Origin of the sequence: Bariatricus sp. HCP28S3_F11 (assembly GCF_052065395.1) — a bacterium.
Classification (GTDB): domain Bacteria; phylum Bacillota; class Clostridia; order Lachnospirales; family Lachnospiraceae; genus Allocoprococcus.
Window position 1 is genome coordinate 76,793 of the sequence record NZ_JBQHUC010000009.1, and the last position, 21,891, is coordinate 98,683.

Consider the following 21,891-nt stretch of genomic DNA (forward strand, 5'->3'; position numbering starts at 1 on the left):
TGAAATAAGAGGTAATTGGATCTATGGAACCATACTATTACAACAAGATGACAAAACAGCAGCAGGGGGCATACCATGCAATCCTTCAGGGGGTGCTTGCAATTTCAGATGAATTTCAGATTCCCCGACTAGAAGCAGAAGACCTTTACAACGTGTTCTTCCGCCTTCGCCTCGACCACCCGGAAATATTCTGGGTGCCCGGCTATAAATACAAATATTATCCGGATTCACCCAATCTCATATTTGTCCCGGAGTATCTGTTCGAAAAAGGGAAAATTAAAGAGCATCAGAAAGCCATGAAGGCGAGAGTTGACAAATTAGTACGCCCGGCAATGAATTTGCCCGAGTGGGACAAAGAGAAATACATACACGATTTTATCTGTGAAAATATACATTATGATAAGCTGAAAAAGCCATATTCCCATGAAATCATCGGTCCGCTTGGACAAGGTGTCGGGGTATGTGAGGGTATTGCAAAGTCAGTAAAGATTTTGTGTGATGCACTGGGAATCTGGTGCATCATTACAGTCTGCGGCAACAACCCGGATAAGGGGATTAAATATCGCCATACATGGAATATTGTGAAAATCGGTGGAAAATATTATCATCTGGATGCAACGTTTGATAATACGCTTGGAAAGGATGAAGTGCGTTACGATTATTTCAACCTGGATGATAAAAGTATCTTTCGGGATCATGAGCCTTTGATCGTACCGGCACCGGCCTGTATAGATGGGGATCATTTTTATTATAAAGAAAAGAAATTATCATTTACCAAAAAGGAAGAGGTATATAAGAGAGCGCTTCAGGCGGCGAAGAAAGGGAAAATGTTCACATTCCACTGGCGAGGAGGATATTTGACGAAAACGGTACTCGAAGAACTGTTGGAGTTGATCCAAAAGGCAGGAGAAGAGAAAGGAAAACGAGCAAAGATCAGCCTGAACTGGTCACAGGCAGTCATCCGATTCGCGTTTACGGAAAAAATTGGTCAGGCGGAAGTTGTGGTGGAAGAAGCAAATGAAGGAGAACTGGAATAGTGGATGCATTAGCTATGCTGCAGGAACTTCTGGAACAGGATCAATTTGAACTGGTGTTTCGGGAAAAGCAAGAAAAGGCAGACAAGGACATTCGTCTTGTTTATTTGATGAATGATGCGGTAGAGAGCTTTCTGGTGTTTAAAAATGCAAGGATGACCGGGGAGTACCGGAAAGACTATGAAGGAGAGCTGGAAGCCTCCATCAGCCATAATGGTAAGGAGTATATTTTGATTGTACGCCAGGGAAATTCAGTGGTCACTCTGTTTTTTGATGATATATTTCCAGAGGTACATCTTTATGATTATGGAGAAATCGGACATTTCTGGGTACAGGGATACGAATATCTCAGACAGCTGGAGTATCGGATCGCAATCTTAAGAGATAAATTGTATTATCTGGGGGAGAAATTCTGCACGCCCAAGGAGCGAGAATTAGCTGCATTGTCGGAATTCCCGCCGTTGAATTATTGCTGTTATCCGGCGGTTCCGAATCAATATATTGTACCGAGAGAAGATGGATGGAGACCATCCGAAGAGGCAATCACGGTGATGGAAGAATTGGCCGGCAAGGTGAATGATAAGCGAATGAAGCGGATCCTCAGATTTTATCGAAGATATCCTCTTTCGACGGTGGCTAAAGAGATCGCACGAATGCTGCACCGGAATGCGCATGCAGAATTGGTGGATTTATTAAATAAGAGATTAAAAGAAGAATCTGCAGTATATCCGAGGCGCTCATTCGGAGAAGAAGATCAAAAATATATGGCGTTGATTGAGAAGGTGAAAAAGAGGCAGGAAGAACTGAAACTTCAGGGGCAGGAATCTGTGCTCCTCCGAGAAGAACCTTTTGTGAATGTGAAAGACGGGATTAATTTTCAGGTACATTTGATGATCTGGGAGAAGGGGATCGTGAATAGGAAAGTGGTAGTGGAGAGTTATGAATTATAATGGGCAAGTGTTAGGAAAACGATTGTGGTGATATGGACAAAGAATTTATATAATAAATAAGGAGAGTGAATGAAAATGAAGTATGATTTTACAACAATAATGAATCGCCTGGGAAAAGATGCTATTGCAGTCGATGTACCGGAAAAATCTCCGGATTTTGGACCTCGTGATGAGGAATTTGATTTTATCCCGATGTGGGTTGCGGATATGAATTTCGCAACAGTCCCGACTGTGCAGGAGGCTATCAGAGAACGTCTTGAACATCCTGCGTTTGGATATTTTGATCCCAGAGAAGAGTACTATCAGGCAATCATCAATTGGCAGGAGACACGTAATCATGTCACCGGGCTTACTCAGGAATGTATTGGATATGAGAATGGAGTGTTGGGAGGACTTGTTTCAGCGCTCAACGCATTTGCTGCGCCGGGGGACAGTGTGCTGGTGCATAGTCCGACCTATATCGGATTCACCAGAAGTATTACCAATGCCGGATACAAGATCGTCCTCAGTGAGCTCAAACGTGATGCAGAAGGAATCTGGCGAATGGATTATGACGACATGGATGAGAAGATCAAGAAGAATAAGATCCACGTTGCGGTCTTCTGCAATCCGCATAATCCGACCGGAAGAGTATGGGAGCGCGAAGAGCTGGAAAAAGCAATGGAAGTGTACCGGAAGAATGACTGTATCGTGATTTCAGATGAAATCTGGTCCGATATCATTTTAAATGGAAATCATCATACTCCGCTGCAGTCGGTCAGCGAAGATGCAAGAAATCGTACAATGGCACTTTACGCACCGAGCAAGACATTTAATCTGGCGGGACTGATTGGAAGCTATCATATTATTTATAATTCTTATCTGCGTGACCGCGTACGCGCCTGCAGCAGTAAGTGCCATTATAATTCCATGAATGTATTGTCCATGTATGCTCTGATGGGAGCTTACAGACCGGAAGGTATGGAATGGGTCGATGAACTGCGGGAAGTATTGTCCGGAAATGTGAACTACGCATATGATTATATTCTGGAACATTTTGATGGCGTGACGTTAAGCAAGCCGCAGGGAACCTATATGTTGTTCCTGGACTGCACCGAGTGGTGCGAAAAAAATGGCAAGACGATGGATGAGCTACTGAAAGCGGGATATCGTGTAGGTGTCGGCTGGCAGGATGGAAGACCGTTTCACGGAGAACATTCGATCCGAATGAATTTGGCGCTTCCGTTTACAAGGGTGCAGGAGGCGTTTGAACGATTGGATAAGTATGTTTTCAATCCATAAACTTATTTAGGGATGAAAATCCGATTGTTTTTCCCTATTCCGCATGGTATAATTTCCTGACAGAAAAGGAAACTTTTCAGACTTTTCATGATGAAGATAAAGGAGAATGTATGGAAAATTTTACATTTTATGCACCAACGTATTTTGCGTTTGGCAAAGACACGGAAAATGAAACAGGAAAATATGTAAAACGTTTCGGGGGAACAAAAGTATTGATTCACTACGGCGGCGGTTCCGTTATCCGCTCCGGACTGCTTGAGCGCGTGAAGAAATCATTGGAAGAAGAACAGATTGGTTATGTAGAACTTGGCGGTGTAAAGCCGAATCCGAGAAGCGGACTCGTATATGAAGGAATCGAACTCTGCCGGAAAGAAGGCGTGGATTTTATTCTCGCTGTGGGTGGAGGGAGCACGATCGACTCAGCCAAAGCGATCGCGGCAGGCGTCCCGTATGATGGGGATTTCTGGGATTATTATCAGGGCGGTATTGTAAATGAGGCCGTGCCGATCGGCACGGTGATCACGATCTCGGCAGCAGGAAGCGAAGGCTCTGCTGATTCTGTCATCACGAAAGAAGAGGGAATGTATAAGCGATCCACTACGGGGGAAGCACTGAGACCCAAATTTACGATTATGAATCCTGCCCTGACGCAGACACTGCCGGCTTATCAGACTGCGTGCGGCATTACGGATATCATGGCACATTTGTACGAGCGTTATCTGACGAATACCAAAGAAGTGGAATGTACAGACCGGATGATCGAAGCTCTGCTTCTGACGATGATCCACGAGGGGCCAAGAGTGATCGAAGATCCGGATAATTATGATGCACGTGCCAATATCATGTGGGCCGGGATGATGGCGCATAATAATTCCTGTGGTGTGGGAAGAAGTCAGGACTGGACGAGCCATTGCATTGAGCATGAGCTTTCGGCAATGTATGACTGCGCACATGGTGCAGGGCTTGCTGTGGTTATGCCGGCTGTCTTTACTTATAATCTTCACCATGATGTCATGCGTTTTGCGCAGATCGCGGTAAGAGTATGGGGATGTCAGATGGATTTCCAGAATCCGGAGAGAACAGCAAAAGAAGGAATCGAAGCACTCAGGAATTTCCTGATTTCAATTGGTATGCCAAAAAATTTTGAAGAACTCGGAGCAAAAGAAGAAGATATTGAGAAACTTGCATATACCTGTTGCTATGGAGATGTGGAAAACGGAACAACCGGTGGTTTTGTTACATTGAATCAGCAGGATGTGGAAAATATATATCGCCTGATGCTGTAAAAATGAATTGGATACGCGAAAACCCGCCAACCTTTCGGCTGACGGGTTTCGTTGTTTTTATAGTTATCTAAAGGAATGAGAGTAAAGTGTGGCAATCGGGTTCCCCCGATTGCGCTACTTTATGAGGGGGGAGATAGTTGTGTTATCAACTATCTGGTACTTAGTATACCCTGAAAATATGTCCAAAATGTGATGAGACCATTAAAGAAATCGAAAAAATATAAAAAACTTCTTAAGAAAGCTACAAAAAATGTCTTAATTATTCTTTGCTGTGATAAGATAAAGGCAAATAGCGATGTGGAGGTGCTGCATATGAGGATTACCAATCTTCGGATTAAAAATTTCAAATCTATCCGTAATATGTACATCAAAGAGATTGAAAATGCATTAATTCTGGTGGGAAAGAATAATACCGGAAAGACAGCAGTACTGGAGGCCGTCTGTGCAGTGGGCGGGACCTATCAGATCTGTACGGAAGATTTTCAGGAAGACTTCCCGAATATTGAAATATTTATGACGCTTGAGATAACAGAAGAAGATTTGCATGTACTTCATCAGAACGGCATTGTAAGTCAGTACAGAAGATATGATATCTGGTTTCAGGATTTCTGCAAAAAACTGCCTTCTTTTCAAGACGGTGAAGTGGACTTTGAGTTTGTGGCGAATCGGGATGGAAAGATACGTTATAGTGATGGTGTGAAGAAGAATAACCCTTATATTTTAGAGGTATTTCCGAGAATTTATCACGTAGATGCACAGAGAAATCTCAGGCAGCTTCAGGATGATATTCTTCTGCTTCAGGAGGATGAACTGCTCAAGAAGATGCGTGCGGATTGTTGTATGTTTGAACGCGCCAAGAAGTGTACACATTGTTTTTCATGTATCGGACTGATCAATCAGAAAACGCCGGAAGAAATGAATGCGTTTGAGGCGGCTAAGCTTCTGGATTATAAGCTTTACCAGCTGAATCTGGATGCATTTGCGAGAAAAGTGAATCAGAATTTCCGCAAAAACGGCGGACAGGCGGAGATTATTTATTCTATGAATCGTGACGTGGAACGTATGCTGCAGGTGACTGCCGAGATACGGGGAAAATCCAGGAATGAAACACATCCGGCGGAACACATGGGCAAAGGGATGAGGAGTATTTACATGCTTTCCCTTTTGGAAACAGGACTGGATGATGAGAATGCGCTCCCATGCATTGTGATCGTGGAGACGCCGGAAATCTTCCTGCATCCACAGCTCCAGAAAGTAAGTGGAGATATTCTGTATCGGCTGGCAAAACAAAAGCAGGTCATGTTTTCCACACATTCTCCGAACCTACTTCCCAATTTCAACAATCGTCAGATTCGCCAGATTGTAGAGGATGAGGACGGATTTTCGCAGGTGAAAGAGAAGACGGATATCAGTGCGGTGCTGAATGACCTGGGATACTCGGCAAATGATCTGATGAACGTGGATTTTGTATTCATCGTGGAAGGAAAGCAGGACAAAAGCCGTCTGCCGCTTCTTCTCAGAAAATACTATTCCGAGATATATGATGAACAGGGAAAGCTCTCCAGAGTTGCGATTATTACAACGAACAGCTGCACAAACATCAAGACGTATGCGAATTTAAAATATATGAACCAGATTTATCTGAAAGATTCGTTCCTTATGATCCGTGATGGAGACGGCAAAGACAGTGAAAAGCTGAAGCGCAGTTTGTGTCGTTATTATGAAGAACGCAATCTGGAGGACGCAGACGGACTGCCGCGCGTGACAGAGAAAAATGTACTGATTTTGAAGTATTATTCTTTTGAAAATTATTTCTTTAATCCCTGTATTATGGCGAAGATCGGGATCGTTGATTCGGAAGAAGCGTTTTATGAAGCGTTCCTCGTAAAATGGAAGGAATATTTGTATCGCCTTTCCAGCGGCAAAAAGCTTCGGGAAGTAATCGGACATGATCTTATATGTGTGCAGGATGTGAAAGATCATATGGAAGAGATTCGGATCCATATGCGGGGACATAATCTTTACGATATTTTCTATGGAAGGTACAAGGACCGAGAGGAAGAAATCCTTGGAAAATATATCGATCTGGCACCGAGAGAGGATTTTGAAGACATTCTTGACGCGATAGACCGATTTATCTATTTTGAAAATCGAAAATGTTAAGTGAAATTATTGAAATGGCAGGTGTGATTATTCCTGTTGCGGTGGTCGTGGTAATCCTTGTTCTGTTTTTGGCTACAGAGTATGTGAAAGCATCTCCCGATACGGCATTTATCATTTCCGGTCTGAGGAAACAGCCAAAAGTCCTGATCGGTAAAGCAGGCATCAAGATTCCGTTTCTTGAAAAGAAGGATGCTTTGAATCTGCAGTTGATTCCAATCAATGTGAAGACATCGAGTGCGGTTCCGACAGCCGATTATATTAACATCCGGGTCGATGCGGTCGTCAATGTGAAGATCAGTGATGATGAACAGAGACTTGGACTGGCGGCTCAGAACTTCCTGAATCAGCCGACAGACTATATCAAGCAGGTTGCAAGAGAAGTTCTGGAAGGTAACATGCGTGAGATCGTCGGCAAGATGAATCTGGAGGAAATGGTTTCAGACCGCCAGAAATTTGCGACACTTGTAAAAGAGAACTCCGAGCCGGACCTTGCGGCGATGGGACTTGATATTGTCAGCTTTAACGTGCAGAATTTTGTGGATGAGAATGGCGTCATTGAGAACCTTGGTGTGGATAATATCGTTAAGATCCAGAAAAATGCGGCGATTTCAAGAGCAGAAAGTGAAAAAGAAATCGCCCGGGCTCAGGCGATCGCCAAGAAAGAGGCGAACGATGCACAGGTAAGTTCCGAACTGGAGATTGCCAATGCAATTGCAAAAGCACAGAAAGAAAAAGCAGTTGTAAAGGCGGAGGCTGACAGAGAGTCAAAAGAAGCGCAGATCAATGCGGAACCACTCGCAAAAGTTGATAAGATTACGATGTACGGTGAAGGAAATTCCGCAAAACTGATGAAAGATATTATGGGAACTCTGAATCAGGTGACGGATGGACTCAAAGAATCCACAGGAATTGATCTGCAGGCAGTGCTGGCAGGATTTGCCGGGGCGAAAATAGCTGAAAACAGTGACAAGAATGATAATGAATAAAGAAAATCCGCCAGTCATGGGGACTGGCGGATTTCTTTATCGTTATCTAAAGGAATGAGAGTAAAGTGCGGCAATCGGGAATCCCCGATTGCGCTTACTTTATGAGGGGGGAGATAGTTGTGTTATCAACTATCTGACTCTAAGTATATACTGAAAATGTGTCTAAAGTATGAGTAGATTCTAAAAGAAATCGAAAATTTCTTAAATGAAAATTAAGAAAACTCCCCGCATGCTCTTAAAAAATCTTTGATAATCTTGTATACTGTAGAGGAGGTGATGAATATGTCTACAATTTTAGTTTGTGACGATGATAAAGATATCGTAGATGCGATCGATATTTACCTGACTCAGGAGGGATATCAGGTGCTAAAAGCCTATAATGGCGAAGAAGCAATCAAAGTTTTAAAGGAAAAGGAAGTGGATCTTCTGATTATAGATGTCATGATGCCGCGTCTTGACGGAATCAGGGCGACCTTAAAGATTCGGGAAGAGATGAGTCTGCCGATCATTATTTTATCAGCGAAGTCGGAAGATGCAGATAAGATTCTGGGACTGAATATCGGTGCGGATGATTATATGACGAAACCGTTCAATCCGCTTGAATTGGTTGCAAGAGTGAAATCTCAGTTGCGTCGTTATACCCAGCTTGGAAGTACATCAAAAGAAGACAGCAAATATGAATTTAAAACCGGAGGACTGGTCATCCGGGATGATTTAAAGCGGGTGACCGTGGATGGTGAGACAGTCAAATTAACTCCTATTGAGTATAATATTCTACTTTTACTGGTCAAAAATCAAGGAAAAGTATTTTCAATCAATCAGATTTATGAAAGTATCTGGAATGAAGAGGCGATCGGCGCAGATAATACGGTTGCGGTACATATCCGGCATATTCGTGAAAAGATAGAGATTAATCCAAAGGAACCTCGCTATCTTAAAGTCGTCTGGGGTGTAGGGTATAAGGTGGAAAAAATATAATCAGGAGGCGACAGTATGAATAAATGGTATAGGAGTGCGCCATGTAAGGGAGTTCTTCTTGTGTTGGAACATCTGATGGCGTCAACTGCGGCGGTCTGTCTTGTGTGGATGATGACTTGTTATATGAATGGCGGTATGGCGGCGATTTTGGATAAACCGGAGCAGAAATACGAAGACTCCAAAGCTTTTGAAGAACAGCTTCAGGGAGTTGCATCGGACATAATCTGGGCTGAACCCAGAATGGAAGAATTCGAAACAGAAGGAGTCTATGATGAAAATAAGACGGTAGACCTCAGAGAATTCCTGGATGATGAAACAATCTCGGGTGAGAATAAAAGCGGTCTGGCATATAGGCTTGGTGATTTGTATGAATGGGGGATAACCGGGGTATATGGAAACTATGGGGCGACAGCGGATATCGATAAAAAAATCATAGTCTGTAAGCGTGAAGATGGTACATACCAGTATTTTTACCAGGATGAATTTCAGAAAATGCTTGAGGATGGATCACTAAGATTTTCTACGATAGAAGAAGCAAAGAGCTTCGGGTACGAAACACAGGAAGAGATATTTGGATTACTGTTAAACGGAGAGGTAGGCTATGAGAGCCTATACAAAAATCTGCTCGACAGTGATGGGAGAATTGCATTTACCAGCTTTTGGCTATACGACGGGTACATGGTAGAAGAAACATATAAACCGCTGGGAGTATCAAATCTGGTGGAACTGGTGAATACAGATCCGAGATGGAATGGAAAACTGAGTGAAGTGATGGAGGCAATCGCAGAAGCGGTGGATCAGATTAATAATGAAGTGGATAACTGCCGGACGATCCTGAATGAATGGTCGGAAGGAAATTCGAATCTTTATTATTTGCTGGTGGACAGAAAAACAGGAAAAATCTATTCCAATAGGGCAGAGATTTTGAGAATGTCAGATTGGAAAGAGGGCATTGAGTACATCAAGAAATATGGAAAATATGTTGTTGTTACGCCAAAACTTGCTGAGTTTGAAAGTAATATGAAGAAATCGGCAACGGTATGGAAAAGTGTGATTTCGTCTTTTGTACGGACTAATGATTATGTTTGTGCATTTGCGGTTGATACTACATATCCGGTTCAGGACCAATTTTACCAGGAAAATGAAGTGTATAGTGAATATGCTCCCGTTTACAGGACGGTCTTTGGAATCGGAATAACAGCGGTAATTATTTTTTTGATTTGCCTGACGTGGCTTACAATCATATCCGGCCGTTCCAACCGTGAGGAGGGAGTCTGCCTTCTTACGATAGACAGAATGAAGACGGAAATTTTCATTGTGATTGTGGGAGGTGCATGTGCCCTGGCTGTAACTGCTGTTGCTTATGTATGTGATTCTATCTTTAGTCAGGGATATTATCATTATACGACATCAACAACCACCAGTTCGACATCCTATGCAATTTCCAATGGATATATTTTGTGGACGTGGGACAGTGTCATATTGTTGGGCATGGCTTTTATGCTGCTCTGCGCGGCAGTTTCGATCTTGTGGTTTGGAATGACAAGAAGAATCAAAGCACATACGATCTGGAAAAACAGCCTTTTCTGCTGGATATGCAGGTTTATAAAAATGATGTTTTCCAATATCAATGCTTTGTGGGGGACGTTGGTCGGATTTGGAGTATTTACTCTGCTTCACTGGTTTGCTGTCGGCTGGGCGTGGCAAGCACCTTTCTGGCTCATCGTCATGCTGGCGGCGGAAGCGGTGGCGCTTGTTGTAGTGGTTCGTTCGACACTCGGACGCAATAGAATCAGAAAAGGAGTGTCTGCAATTGCGGAGGGACAGGTTGATTATCAGATTCCACTGGAAGGATTGAGCGGTGAGCAGCGGGGAGTGGCGGAACAGATTAATAAGATTGGAGACGGGTTGGATCGTGCGCTGGAAGCAAGTATGAAAAATGAGCGGATGAAAACGGATCTGATCACCAATGTTTCGCATGATATCAAGACGCCTCTGACTTCCATCATCAATTATGTGGAACTTTTAAAACGTGAGAATTTCGAGGATCCGAAGATACAGAATTATCTTCAGATTCTGGAAGAAAAAGCGTTTCGTCTGAAAACGTTGACGGAAGATGTAGTGGAAGCCTCCAAGGTCAGCAGCGGTAACATTAAACTGGAGAAAATGAATCTGAATCTGGTCGAGTTGGTCAATCAGACCTACGCAGAGCTGGAAGAAAAATTTACAGACAGGAACCTTCGTTTGGTTGTGAATCTTCCGGAGGAACCGGCAATTATATTTGCGGATGGCAGAAGAATGTGGCGCGTATTATTTAATGTATTCAATAATGCGGCAAAATATGCGATGGAGGGCACCAGAGTGTATGTTGATCTGATGACCGTGGGACAGGAGATCCGCTTTACTTTGAAAAATGTGTCAGAACAGCCTTTGAATATTTCTGCGGATGAGTTGACAGAGCGTTTTATCAGGGGAGATCTTTCACGAAGTACGGAAGGAAGCGGTCTGGGATTATCGATAGCAAAGAATCTTACAGAATTACAGGGAGGTACTTTTGAATTATATCTGGATGGAGATTTGTTTAAAGTGTTGATCTGTTTTCCGAAAGCAGAATAAGTTAGAAAATGTGAAACCTTTCAGAGAGCGGGAGCCCGGCGCAAGCCGGGCTCCTTATTCATGTGAAAACCCCTTGCGTTTCCAACATTTCCGTTTTACAATATTAGGGTATCTTCGACTATGATTCAGAGGAGTATATTATGGATACATTAAAATCAGTTTTGGATAAAAGTTTTAATATAGATTTTGTTTCTGCGGTGCTCAGTAATCCGCGGGAAAAAGATGGGACGGTGAAGGTTAAAATACGTCCGGTCATGAAGCAGGACAGACTGCTTTTTCAATGTGAAGAATACAGGAACAATCAGGCGTTTCATCTGAATCTGGAGGCGGAAGCGACTTCGGAATATGTGGAAAACCAGATGAAAGTTTTCAAGCAGATGCAGATGGAAACAAGGCAGTTCCGCTATCAGGTTCTTGTTAGTAAGAAAGGCAAGATGACGATACAGAAGAGACTGCAGACTGCTGAAGTGAAAGAAGTGAATTATTCGCACAATCGTGCGAAGCACTATATTCTGGAAGAAGGGAAAACGGTTCCTTTTCTGCGGGATCTGGGAGTTATGACGAAGACGGGAGAAATCGTGCGTACGAAGTTCGACAAGTTTCGCCAGATTAATCGTTTCCTGGAGTTTATTGAAGATATTCTGCCACAGCTGCCAAAGGACAGAGAAGTGACGATCCTGGATTTTGGCTGTGGAAAATCATATTTGACTTTTGCGATGTATTACTATTTGCACGAGCTGAATGGATATGACATCCGTATCATTGGACTGAATCTGAAAACAGATGTGATCGAAGCGTGTAATCAGCTTGCAAAAAAATATGGATACAAGAAACTGAAGTTCCTGGAAGGAAATATTGCAGATTATACCGGAAGCGACGAGGTAGATATGGTTGTGACGCTTCATGCCTGTGATACAGCGACGGATTTTGCGCTTGCGAAAGCTGTGGGATGGAAAGCCAAAGTCATTCTTTCGGTTCCTTGCTGTCAGCATGAGCTCAATGGGCAAATGGCAAATGAAGTGCTTGCGCCGCTGTTTTCCTATGGGCTGATTAAAGAACGGATGGCGGCACTTGTGACAGATTCGCTCCGTGCGGAGTATTTAAAAAGGGAAGGGTATGATACACAGATTCTGGAATTTATCGATATGGAACATACGCCGAAGAATATATTGATACGGGCCGTATATACGGGAAAACGGGGAGACAATGATGAGGCAATCTGTGCATGCGAGAAAATGCTGCATGTTCAGCCTACGTTGGGAAAATTATTAAAGGGTGAAATATATGATTAAAAAAATAGCGGTGCGCGCAAGTGTTCTTACTGCCGTGTTTATCATGGCAGTGATTGTGTTCAGTTATCTGACCAATCGTGGGAATACGGACATGAGCGCTGATATGGATGGTGCAACATTGCCGAGAATTTCATTTGTGACGGAAGGGTATGAAATTAATTCCATTCCTGGGTATAAGAATGACATGGAGATTCCATCAATGCGCGATACACTCACTCCGGTGGAAAATCGTGAGATAGAACTGCATCTCGAAAAATATGACAATCAGGTTCAGAAGATGACCTGGCAGGTATTTACATTGGACGGCGAAAAATGTCTGCAGCAGGAGACGTTAAAAGAGATTGGTGATGTGGAAACACTCAAGTTAAAGGGCGATGGAATACTGGATGAAGAACGTGTACTTAAGGTGACCCTCCATCTGGAAAATGAGGATGTATATTATTATACAAGAATTCGAAATCAGGAAGGATGCAATTATAAAACATGTCTGGATTTTGCAAATACTTTTCATGAGCGGGCCATGAAGAAAGAGCAGACAGATGAATTGGAGCCCTATCTGGAGACGACATCGGACGGTGCGGTTTCTACTTATCAGACAGTTACGATTCACTCGGATTTGAATCATGTAGTATGGGGAGAACTAAGGCCTCAGGTTGCTGGAGATGTGTTGTGGGAAGTGAAAGAGTGTAATGAGACATATACTTCCATCTTATTGACCTATCGTGTGAGGTGTGCCGGGGTAAGTGACAATCCGGAGGCATTGTATACAGTGAAGGAATTCTTCCGCGTCAGAGTTGTGGGGGATAAGCAGTATTTGATGGATTATAATCGAACAATGACTCAGAATTTTGACGGTACAACGAAGGCACTTGGCAGTAAGGGAATCCTGCTGGGAATCGCACCTGTGGATCTGGAATATCAGATTAATTCAGAGGGAACAATTGTTTCTTTCGTGCAGAATAATGAACTTTGGAATTATGACAAAGATGCCGATGAGATGTCGCTGGTATTCAGCTTTGCAGATGCAGAGAATGTAGATATTCGTAACTTTTATGACCGCCATGAAATTCATATTGTATCGGTGGATCAAGTGGGAAATACAACATTTACCGTGTCGGGATATATGAACCGGGGGACACATGAAGGAGAGACCGGTGTTGCGGTATACTATTTTGACAGTGAGAAGAATTCGGTGGCAGAGAAAGCGTTTGTTCCAAGCAGTAAAGGCTATTATGTCATGAAAGAAGAGCTCGGGAAATATGTGTACTACAGCAATAAAAGCGAAATGCTTTATGTGATGATGGATGGAACCCTTTACAGCGTTGACATGGAAGAAGATACCAGGGAAGTCCTTGTTCGAGGGCTTGAAAACGGACAGTATACGGCTTCACAAGACGGGCATCTGCTTGCGTATCAGGGAATCGGCGGTAAAGTAAATGAATCGGAAAAGATTACGGTTTTGAATTTGCAGACTGGGGATTCTTTTGAAATTGATGCGGAAAATGGTGAATATCTGAAACCAGTAGGATTTATTAAGGATGATTTTGCATATGGAACGCTTAAGTCAGAAGACGGAGGACAGACACTTGCGGGTCAGTCTGTGTACCCGATGTATAAGCTGCAGATTATCAACCAGAAACAGGAAATTGTGAAGACATATGAAGTGGCTGATGTGTATTTGCTGGATGGCTATATTAATGATAATATGCTGCAGCTGAACCGGGTAGCGAAAAACGGAAATATTTATATGGCGATCACTCCGGATTATATCACAAATAACGAAGAACAGGCAGAGAGTAACATTAAACTGGAGTCCTATACAGAAGATACGCGGCAGAAAGTAATGCGTCTGACTTATGAAGACGGAATCAAAGACAGTAATGCCAAGCTCCTCAAGCCAAAGCAGGTATTGTTCGATAAGTCGATGACGATTCGGTTTGATGAGTCAACGATGGATGGCAAGTATTATGTATATGCGCTTGGAGAATTGCAGGGAGTTTATGAACGCGCAAGTTATGCTGTGATAAAAGCCAATGAAGTGAACGGTGTTGCGGTTTCCTCTAGACAGGCGTATGTTTGGGAAAGAGGAAACTGGCCTTCCGTGTATGAGGTGGAGAATATGACGGAATTCCAGATGGAAGAGGGCGAAACCGCAATGGCTGCCTGCTTGCAGCAGATGCTTCAAAAAGAGGGAAAAACAGCTGATGTGGTGAAAGAGCTGAATGATGGGAAATCTCCGGAAACGATTCTCAGTACGTATATCGGAGGGGAGGGGCTGGACCTGACCGGATGTACAACGGAAGAGATCCTATATACGATCAGCCGTGAGACACCAGTTATTGCGATGTTTGAGAATGGGCATACAGTGCTGGTCATCGGATATAATAAAACGAATATTGCATATCTGGATCCGGCGGACGGGAAGAGATACTCTGTTACGTTTGCAGAAATGGAAAGCAAGGTCGGAGCTAGCGGAAATACATTTATCGGTTATGTGAAATAGTAAAAAATAAGAAAGTCAGGTAATAATATGAATCATATGGAACGAAATGAATTATGTTGGTGCGGAAGCGGTAAGAAATACAAAAAATGCCATCTTGCCATTGAGGAGAGGATTGCATATCATGAGGAAAAAGGAGAGATTGTGCCGACTCGTGATATTTTGAAGACGATTCCACAGATTGAAGGAATTAAAAAGAGTGCCCGGCTGAATACGGCAGTGCTGGATCATGTGGCTGAACACATTCATGCGGGAATGAGTACAGAAGAAATCGATCGCCTTGTTTATGATTTTACTGTGTCGCATGGAGGAATTCCCGCTCCGCTTCATTATCAGGGATTTCCGAAAAGTGTCTGCACTTCAATCAACAATGAGGTCTGCCACGGGATTCCGGATGAATCCATTATTCTGGAAGAGGGAGATATCATCAATGTGGACGTGTCAACGATTCTGGATGGCTATTTTTCAGATGCTTCCAGAATGTTTATGATAGGAAATGTCAGTGAGCGTGCCAGAAAACTGGTTGAAGTTACGAAAGAATGTGTAGAACTGGGACTTGCACAGGCAAAACCGTGGAATCATCTCGGGGATATTGCCGATGCAATCAATACGTATGCGAAGGCGAACGGATATTCTGTGGTGGAAGATATCGGTGGTCATGGAATCGGATTGGAATTTCATGAAGATCCGTGGGTGAGCTATGTGACCCCGAAGGGAAGCGAGATGCTTCTGGTACCGGGAATGATTTTCACGATCGAGCCGATGATCAATGAGGGAAGCCCGGATTTCTTTGTTGATGAAGAAAATGAATGGACAGTTTATACGGAGGATGACGGACTTTCTGCACAAGTGGAATATATGGTGCTGATTACGGAAGACGGTGCGGAAGTCCTTACAAAATAATTCCAAAGAGTCCACTATTGTTTCTGGAGAAAGAATCAGTTATAATAAAAGAAATGTGGGCGGCGCGAGACGTTATCTGTATGCGGACGCTCTAAAAGGACAGAAAGGATGAGGAGCAATGTTAAGAATAGGAATGCTGACCAGCGGCGGAGACTGCCAGGCACTGAATGCGGCAATGAGAGGTGTTGTAAAAGCGATTTTCTCAAAGCGTGATGATGTGGAGATTTATGGATTTCAGGAAGGTTACAAGGGATTGATCTATTCCAACTTTAAAATGCTGACTTCCAGAGATTTCTCGGGAATTCTGACAGTCGGCGGAACAATCCTCGGAACATCCCGTCAGCCATTTAAACTGATGAGAGTGCCCGGACCGGACGGCATTGATAAAGTGGAAGCGATGAAGCATACGTATCACAAGCTGAATCTGAACTGCCTTGTTGTACTTGGCGGAAACGGAACTCATAAGACAGCAAATCTTCTGAGAGAAGAGGGACTGAATGTAATCACACTGCCGAAGACGATTGATAATGACCTCTGGGGAACCGATATGACGTTTGGATTCCAGAGTGCGGTGGATATTGCAACCGACACGATTGACAGAATCCATACCACAGCAACATCTCACAGCCGTGTATTCATCGTAGAGGTAATGGGACATAAAGTGGGATATGTAACACTTCATGCCGGTATTGCAGGCGGCGCAGATATTATCCTTTTGCCGGAGATCCCGTATAAACTGGATACCATTATCAATGCAATCAATGCCCGTGCAAAAGCTGGAAAGAGATTTACGATTATTGCAGTGGCGGAGGGAGCAATTTCTGAGGAAGATGCAGCGCTTCCGAAGAAGAAACTGAAAGAAAAACAGGCAAAGAAGAAATATCCTTCTGTTGCATATGAATTGGCTGAGAAGATCCAGAACCGTACCGATCAGGAAGTACGTATTACAGTACCGGGTCATACACAGAGAGGTGGAACACCATGCCCGTATGACCGTGTTCTTGCAACGCGTCTGGGTGCCGCAGCCGCGGATCTGATTCTGAAAGAAGATTACGGCTACATGGTGGCAATCAAGAACGGACAGATTAAGAAAGTGCCGCTTGCTGAGGTGGCCGGAAAGCTGAAGATGGTTGATCCGAATTCCGATATTATCAAAGAAGCAAGGATGACCGGTATCAGTTTTGGAAATGAATAGAAACTGAGGAGTAAAAGAACATGTCATATACTGCCTTATACCGCAAGTTCCGGCCTACGGAATTTGAGGACGTGAAGGGACAAGATCACATTATTACAACATTAAAAAATCAGATAAAGGCAGAGAGGATCGGACATGCCTATTTGTTCTGCGGAACAAGGGGAACCGGGAAAACGACTGTGGCGAAGATATTTGCCAAAGCAGTGAATTGTGAGCATCCGGTGGATGGAAGTCCATGTGGGGAGTGCCCGATGTGCAAAAGCATTGCGGCGGGCACTTCCATGAATGTGATTGAAATTGATGCGGCCTCCAATAATGGCGTTGATAATATCAGGGAGATCCGGGAAGAGGTCTCCTACCGTCCGACAGAAGGCCGTTTTAAAGTCTATATTATCGATGAGGTGCATATGCTTTCTATCGGGGCATTTAATGCACTTCTTAAGACTCTGGAGGAACCTCCGGAGTATGTTATTTTTATTTTGGCTACAACAGAAGCCCATAAGATACCAATTACGATTCTGTCACGTTGTCAGCGTTATGATTTTAAAAGGATTACGATTGACACGATTGCAGCGCGTTTGACGGATCTGATGAAGAAAGAACAGGTAGATGTAGAGGAGAAAGCTATCCGGTATGTGGCAAAAGCGGCGGATGGTTCCATGCGTGATGCGCTCAGTCTTCTGGATCAGTGCATTGCGTTTTATCTGGGACAAAAACTGACGTATGATCATGTACTGGAAGTCCTGGGAGCTGTGGATACGGAGGTGTTCAGCCGTCTTCTGCGGGAAATTATTTCTCAGAATGTGTCAGCAGTACTGAAAACGGTGGATGAACTGGTCATGCAGGGAAGGGAACTGTCGCAGCTCGCTGCGGATTTTACCTGGTATCTGAGAAATCTTCTTCTGGTAAAGAGCTCTGATAATATGGAAGATGTGCTGGATGTATCAACAGAGAATCTGGTGCAGCTTAAAGAAGAAGCACAGATGATAGAGGATGAAGTGCTCTTGCGCTATATCCGTATTTTCTCGGAGCTTACCAATCAATTGAAATACGCGACGCAGAAGAGAGTTCTGCTGGAAGTGACGTTGATCAAGCTGTGCAGACCGCAGATGGAAACGATCCGGGACAGTTTGCTGGATCGAATTCGCGCTCTGGAGAAGCAGGTGGAGGAAGGGATTACAGCAGCACCTGCCGGAGAACGAGTGGTGTATGTGAACGGAGATGCGCCGGTAGAGGCGCCGAAACCAAAGCTTCCGAAGGCAATCGCAGAGGATGTAAAGCAGGTAGTGTCTAATTTCCGCGGGATTGCAAATGAAGCATCCGGTATGCTGAGAACGTATTTAAAGCAGGCAAGACTGAGTGTAGGGGCACAGAATCAGCTTCTAATCGTACTCCCGGATGAAATCAGTGCAAGTGTGGTTGGGAGCGATTCACATAAGCAGGAACTTCAGGAATTGATAGAAAAGAAAATCGGCAAAACGGTTGATATTGAAGTTCGTCAGGTTGAAAAAGGGCGGCATTTCGAGGACAGTTTTGTGGATATAGAAAAAATGATTCATATGGATATTACCATTGAAGATGAATAAAACCGGCAGCAGGACTGTCGGGGAAGAGATTGCAGCATTCAAGGAGGATTATTATTATGGCAAAACGAGGAGGATTTCCGGGTGGAGGAATGCCGGGGAATATGGCAAATCTGATGAAACAGGCACAGAAGATGCAGCGTCAGATGGAAGAACAGGCGAAAGAGATGGAGACAAAGGAATTTACTGCAACTGCCGGAGGCGGAGCTGTGGAAGTTACTGTCAGCGGGAAGAGAGAAGTGCTTAAGGTAAAACTTCAGGAAGAAGTCGTAGATCCGGATGATATTGAGATGCTGGAAGATTTGATCGTAGCTGCTACGAATGAGGCGCTGAGACAGGTTGAGGACGCCAATGCATCTGCGATGAGTAAACTGACAGGTGGAATAGGCGGAGGAATGCCGGGAATGTTCTAAAAGAACGTACAAGGAGAATAAATCATGGATTATTACAGCAGTCAGATAACCAAATTGATTGAAGAACTGTCGAGACTGCCTGGGATCGGAAATAAGTCAGCCGCAAGGCTGGCTTTTCATATGATAAATATGCCGAAAGAACAGGTGGAACAGCTTGCAAATACGATGGTCGAAGCGCGGAACAATGTGCGGTACTGTAAAGAATGTTGCACACTTACCGATCAGGAGCTGTGCCCGATCTGCGCAAGTACAGAAAGAGATCATCAGACAATTATGGTTGTGGAAAATACAAGAGATATGGGTGCATATGAAAAAACCGGAAAATATAACGGTGTGTATCATGTGCTCCATGGAGCGATCTCTCCCATGCTTGGAATCGGACCGGGAGACATCAGGCTGAAGGAACTTATGGCACGTCTTCAAGGAGATGTGAAGGAAGTGATCATTGCGACCAATTCCAGCCTGGAAGGCGAAACGACGGCGATGTATATCAGTAAACTGATTAAACCAACCGGAATCAAGGTGAGTCGGATCGCCAGCGGAGTACCGGTAGGCGGAGATCTGGAATATATCGATGAGGTCACACTATTACGTGCACTGGAAGGACGTACTGAATTGTAGAAACAGTGAGTATAGACTGAAATGATATTTGGGAATGATTCCGGAAAGGAGCTTCATGGGAAAGAAAAAAGTCACTTCTTCAGATGTTGCGAAAGCGGCTGGCGTTTCGCAGGCCACAGTATCTATGGTGCTGAACAGAAAATATAATGTTTCTTTTTCGAAAGAGACAATACAGAAGGTGGAACAGGCTGCAGAGGAAATGGGATATGAGATTCCCAAAAGAAAGAAGCGGAAGGAAAGCCGAAAGGAGAAGCTGATCGTTGTGTTTTGCCCTAATTTGACAAATCCATATTATGTGATGCTTCTCCAGGGGATTGAAACTCGTGCGAAAGAACAGGGCTTTGGGCTGTTCATCTGTAATACGCAGCGTGAACTGAAAATGGAAGAACGTTATCTGAAAATGATGTGGGAGTTAAAACCGCTTGGGATAATTTATACATGTAATCCGAGCAGGTGTTTTATGGAACTTGTAGAAGAACTTGCGGAACACATACCGATCGTGGTCGTTAACAATCAGAATGAACGATTAAATGTTGATGCGGTAGAATTGGACAATTCTAAACTGGGCCGTCTGATGGCACGTCATCTTCTGGAACTGGGGCATCGTAAAGTCGCATATATCGCTCCTCCGCTCACAACCCGGCAGAAGCAGCGGTCCAAACGTGTGGAAGGATTCCTGAAAGAGTTTGAATCGAGAGGATTGAAACAGAATGTGATCATCAAAGCTGCGGATGAGAAAATTGATATGAGTGTTCCGAATATTGATTCAGAGTATAAGATTGGATATGACCTGACAAAAGAATTGCTGCGGGAACAGAACGATGTAACGGCTATCGTAGGGTTGAATGACATGATTGCATTCGGAATTCTGGATGCACTTCAGTCGGAAAAATACAAAGTGCCGGGAGATATTTCGGTCATGGGGTGCGATAACACGTTGTTTGCAAGGATGCACAAGGTATCGCTTACAACAATTGAACATTTTGTGGTCTTTAAAGGAAGAGATGCCTGTGATATCATTATGAAAAAAATTGCTTCGCAGAACAGCAAGGTTTCAGAATTTCAACCCATCAGCACCTATCATGTTGAATATGAACCGAAATTGATCGTGAGAGGGACAACTTCGTATGCAAAAACTAAAATTAGTTCAAAAGCAAAAAATATTAGTAATAAATTAAAAGACAAATCTTGAAAATAGCGGTAAAACAGTTGGTTGATTAGTAAAATAAGACATAAATGTAGTTAATAATTTACGATTATTAATAAAATAAATTATTAATAAAAATACAAGGCTATTGACCAACTTCTCCTGAATGAGATATAATTTAAATAAACCGGGCGGCAGTAAAAAATGAATCAGGCTGTCGAATTGCGGAAAAGATTTCTTATATTTTAAGGAGGAGAAAAAGATGAAATTTTTCATTGACACAGCGAATGTTGAAGACATCAGAAAAGCAAATGACATGGGTGTTATCTGCGGAGTAACAACTAATCCATCACTGATCGCAAAAGAAGGACGTGTATTTTCAGAAGTTATCGCGGAGATCGCTTCTATTGTAGACGGACCGATCAGCGGAGAAGTAAAAGCTACAACAGTAGATGCTGAAGGAATGATCGCAGAAGGAAGAGAGATCGCTAAGATTCATCCGAATATGGTTGTAAAGATTCCTATGACCGTAGAAGGTCTGAAGGCTTGCAAAGCTTTAAGCGCAGAAGGAATTAAGACAAATGTTACACTGATCTTTACTGCAAACCAGGCACTTCTTGCGGCAAGAGCAGGAGCTACATATGTTTCTCCGTTCCTTGGACGTCTGGATGATATTTCTGTACGTGGAACAGATCTGATCAGCGAGATCGCAGAGATTTTCGCCGTAGCAGGTGATATTGATACACAGATCATTGCAGCAAGTGTACGTAATCCGATCCATGTAACTGACTGTGCACTTGCAGGTGCAGATATCGCAACGGTACCGTATAAAGTAATTGAACAGATGACACATCATCCGCTTACAGATGCCGGAATCGCAAAATTCCAGGCTGATTATAAGGCTGTTTTTGGAGAGTAAGTATAAACGGTCGAAAGTAACATT

At 43.5% G+C, this 21,891-nt stretch carries 16 protein-coding genes and 1 pseudogene; all 17 read left to right on the top strand.

The genetic code is table 11. The annotated features are described in order from the left end of the window. Positions 1-23: 23 nt before the first annotated feature. Positions 24-1,037, top strand: a complete 1,014-nt coding sequence (locus ACTNBR_RS06485) for a transglutaminase domain-containing protein (RefSeq protein ID WP_441017138.1) — start codon at positions 24-26, stop codon at positions 1,035-1,037. Continuing rightward, a complete protein-coding gene (locus tag ACTNBR_RS06490; protein WP_441017135.1) occupies positions 1,037-1,984 on the top strand; it encodes a DUF3878 family protein in 948 nt (315 codons plus the stop codon). The genes ACTNBR_RS06485 and ACTNBR_RS06490 overlap by 1 nt, the downstream gene beginning before the upstream one ends. 75 nt (positions 1,985-2,059) lie before the next feature. After that, positions 2,060-3,265 carry a MalY/PatB family protein gene (locus tag ACTNBR_RS06495; RefSeq protein ID WP_441017284.1) on the top strand — a complete coding sequence of 402 codons (1,206 nt, stop codon included), beginning with the start codon at positions 2,060-2,062 and terminating at the stop codon, positions 3,263-3,265. 110 nt (positions 3,266-3,375) lie between these two features. Next, positions 3,376-4,551 carry an iron-containing alcohol dehydrogenase gene (locus ACTNBR_RS06500; RefSeq protein ID WP_427820548.1) on the top strand — a complete coding sequence of 392 codons (1,176 nt, stop codon included), beginning with the start codon at positions 3,376-3,378 and terminating at the stop codon, positions 4,549-4,551. 312 nt (positions 4,552-4,863) lie between these two features. Then, a complete protein-coding gene (locus tag ACTNBR_RS06505; RefSeq protein ID WP_441017281.1) occupies positions 4,864-6,714 on the top strand; it encodes an ATP-dependent nuclease in 1,851 nt (616 codons plus the stop codon). Beyond that, a pseudogene (locus ACTNBR_RS06510) lies at positions 6,708-7,461 on the top strand (flotillin family protein); the annotation flags it as partial. The gene ACTNBR_RS06505 and the pseudogene ACTNBR_RS06510, both read left to right, overlap by 7 nt. Before the next feature lie 521 nt (positions 7,462-7,982). Further along, complete coding sequence (locus ACTNBR_RS06515) at positions 7,983-8,678, top strand: response regulator transcription factor (protein WP_427808069.1); 696 nt, start codon at positions 7,983-7,985, stop codon at positions 8,676-8,678. A gap of 15 nt (positions 8,679-8,693) precedes the next feature. Beyond that, positions 8,694-11,294 (top strand): sensor histidine kinase, encoded by a 2,601-nt coding sequence (locus ACTNBR_RS06520; RefSeq protein ID WP_441017132.1) that lies wholly within the window; start codon positions 8,694-8,696, stop codon positions 11,292-11,294. Between the two features lie 140 nt (positions 11,295-11,434). After that, positions 11,435-12,586: a class I SAM-dependent methyltransferase gene (locus tag ACTNBR_RS06525; protein WP_441017129.1), complete on the top strand. Its 1,152-nt coding sequence runs from the start codon at positions 11,435-11,437 to the stop codon at positions 12,584-12,586. After that, positions 12,579-15,089 (top strand): hypothetical protein, encoded by a 2,511-nt coding sequence (locus tag ACTNBR_RS06530; RefSeq protein WP_441017126.1) that lies wholly within the window; start codon positions 12,579-12,581, stop codon positions 15,087-15,089. Before ACTNBR_RS06525 ends, ACTNBR_RS06530 begins: the two co-directional genes overlap by 8 nt. A 36-nt stretch (positions 15,090-15,125) precedes the next feature. Next, entirely contained in the window at positions 15,126-15,989 is an 864-nt protein-coding gene (locus tag ACTNBR_RS06535; RefSeq protein WP_427808061.1) for a methionyl aminopeptidase, read from the top strand. Positions 15,990-16,107: 118 nt separating this feature from the next. Next, on the top strand, positions 16,108-17,184 hold the full coding sequence (locus ACTNBR_RS06540) for a 6-phosphofructokinase (RefSeq protein ID WP_427808059.1): 1,077 nt from the start codon (positions 16,108-16,110) through the stop codon (positions 17,182-17,184). Positions 17,185-17,204: 20 nt separating this feature from the next. Further along, positions 17,205-18,770, top strand: a complete 1,566-nt coding sequence (gene dnaX / locus ACTNBR_RS06545; RefSeq protein ID WP_441017123.1) for a DNA polymerase III subunit gamma/tau — start codon at positions 17,205-17,207, stop codon at positions 18,768-18,770. A gap of 56 nt (positions 18,771-18,826) precedes the next feature. Further along, complete coding sequence (locus ACTNBR_RS06550) at positions 18,827-19,180, top strand: YbaB/EbfC family nucleoid-associated protein (protein ID WP_427808055.1); 354 nt, start codon at positions 18,827-18,829, stop codon at positions 19,178-19,180. A gap of 24 nt (positions 19,181-19,204) precedes the next feature. Beyond that, a complete protein-coding gene (gene recR / locus ACTNBR_RS06555; protein WP_427808053.1) occupies positions 19,205-19,801 on the top strand; it encodes a recombination mediator RecR in 597 nt (198 codons plus the stop codon). A gap of 55 nt (positions 19,802-19,856) precedes the next feature. Continuing rightward, positions 19,857-20,993 carry a LacI family DNA-binding transcriptional regulator gene (locus ACTNBR_RS06560; protein WP_441017120.1) on the top strand — a complete coding sequence of 379 codons (1,137 nt, stop codon included), beginning with the start codon at positions 19,857-19,859 and terminating at the stop codon, positions 20,991-20,993. A gap of 217 nt (positions 20,994-21,210) precedes the next feature. Next, positions 21,211-21,867: a fructose-6-phosphate aldolase gene (gene fsa, locus ACTNBR_RS06565; protein WP_427808049.1), complete on the top strand. Its 657-nt coding sequence runs from the start codon at positions 21,211-21,213 to the stop codon at positions 21,865-21,867. Positions 21,868-21,891 lie beyond the last annotated feature (24 nt).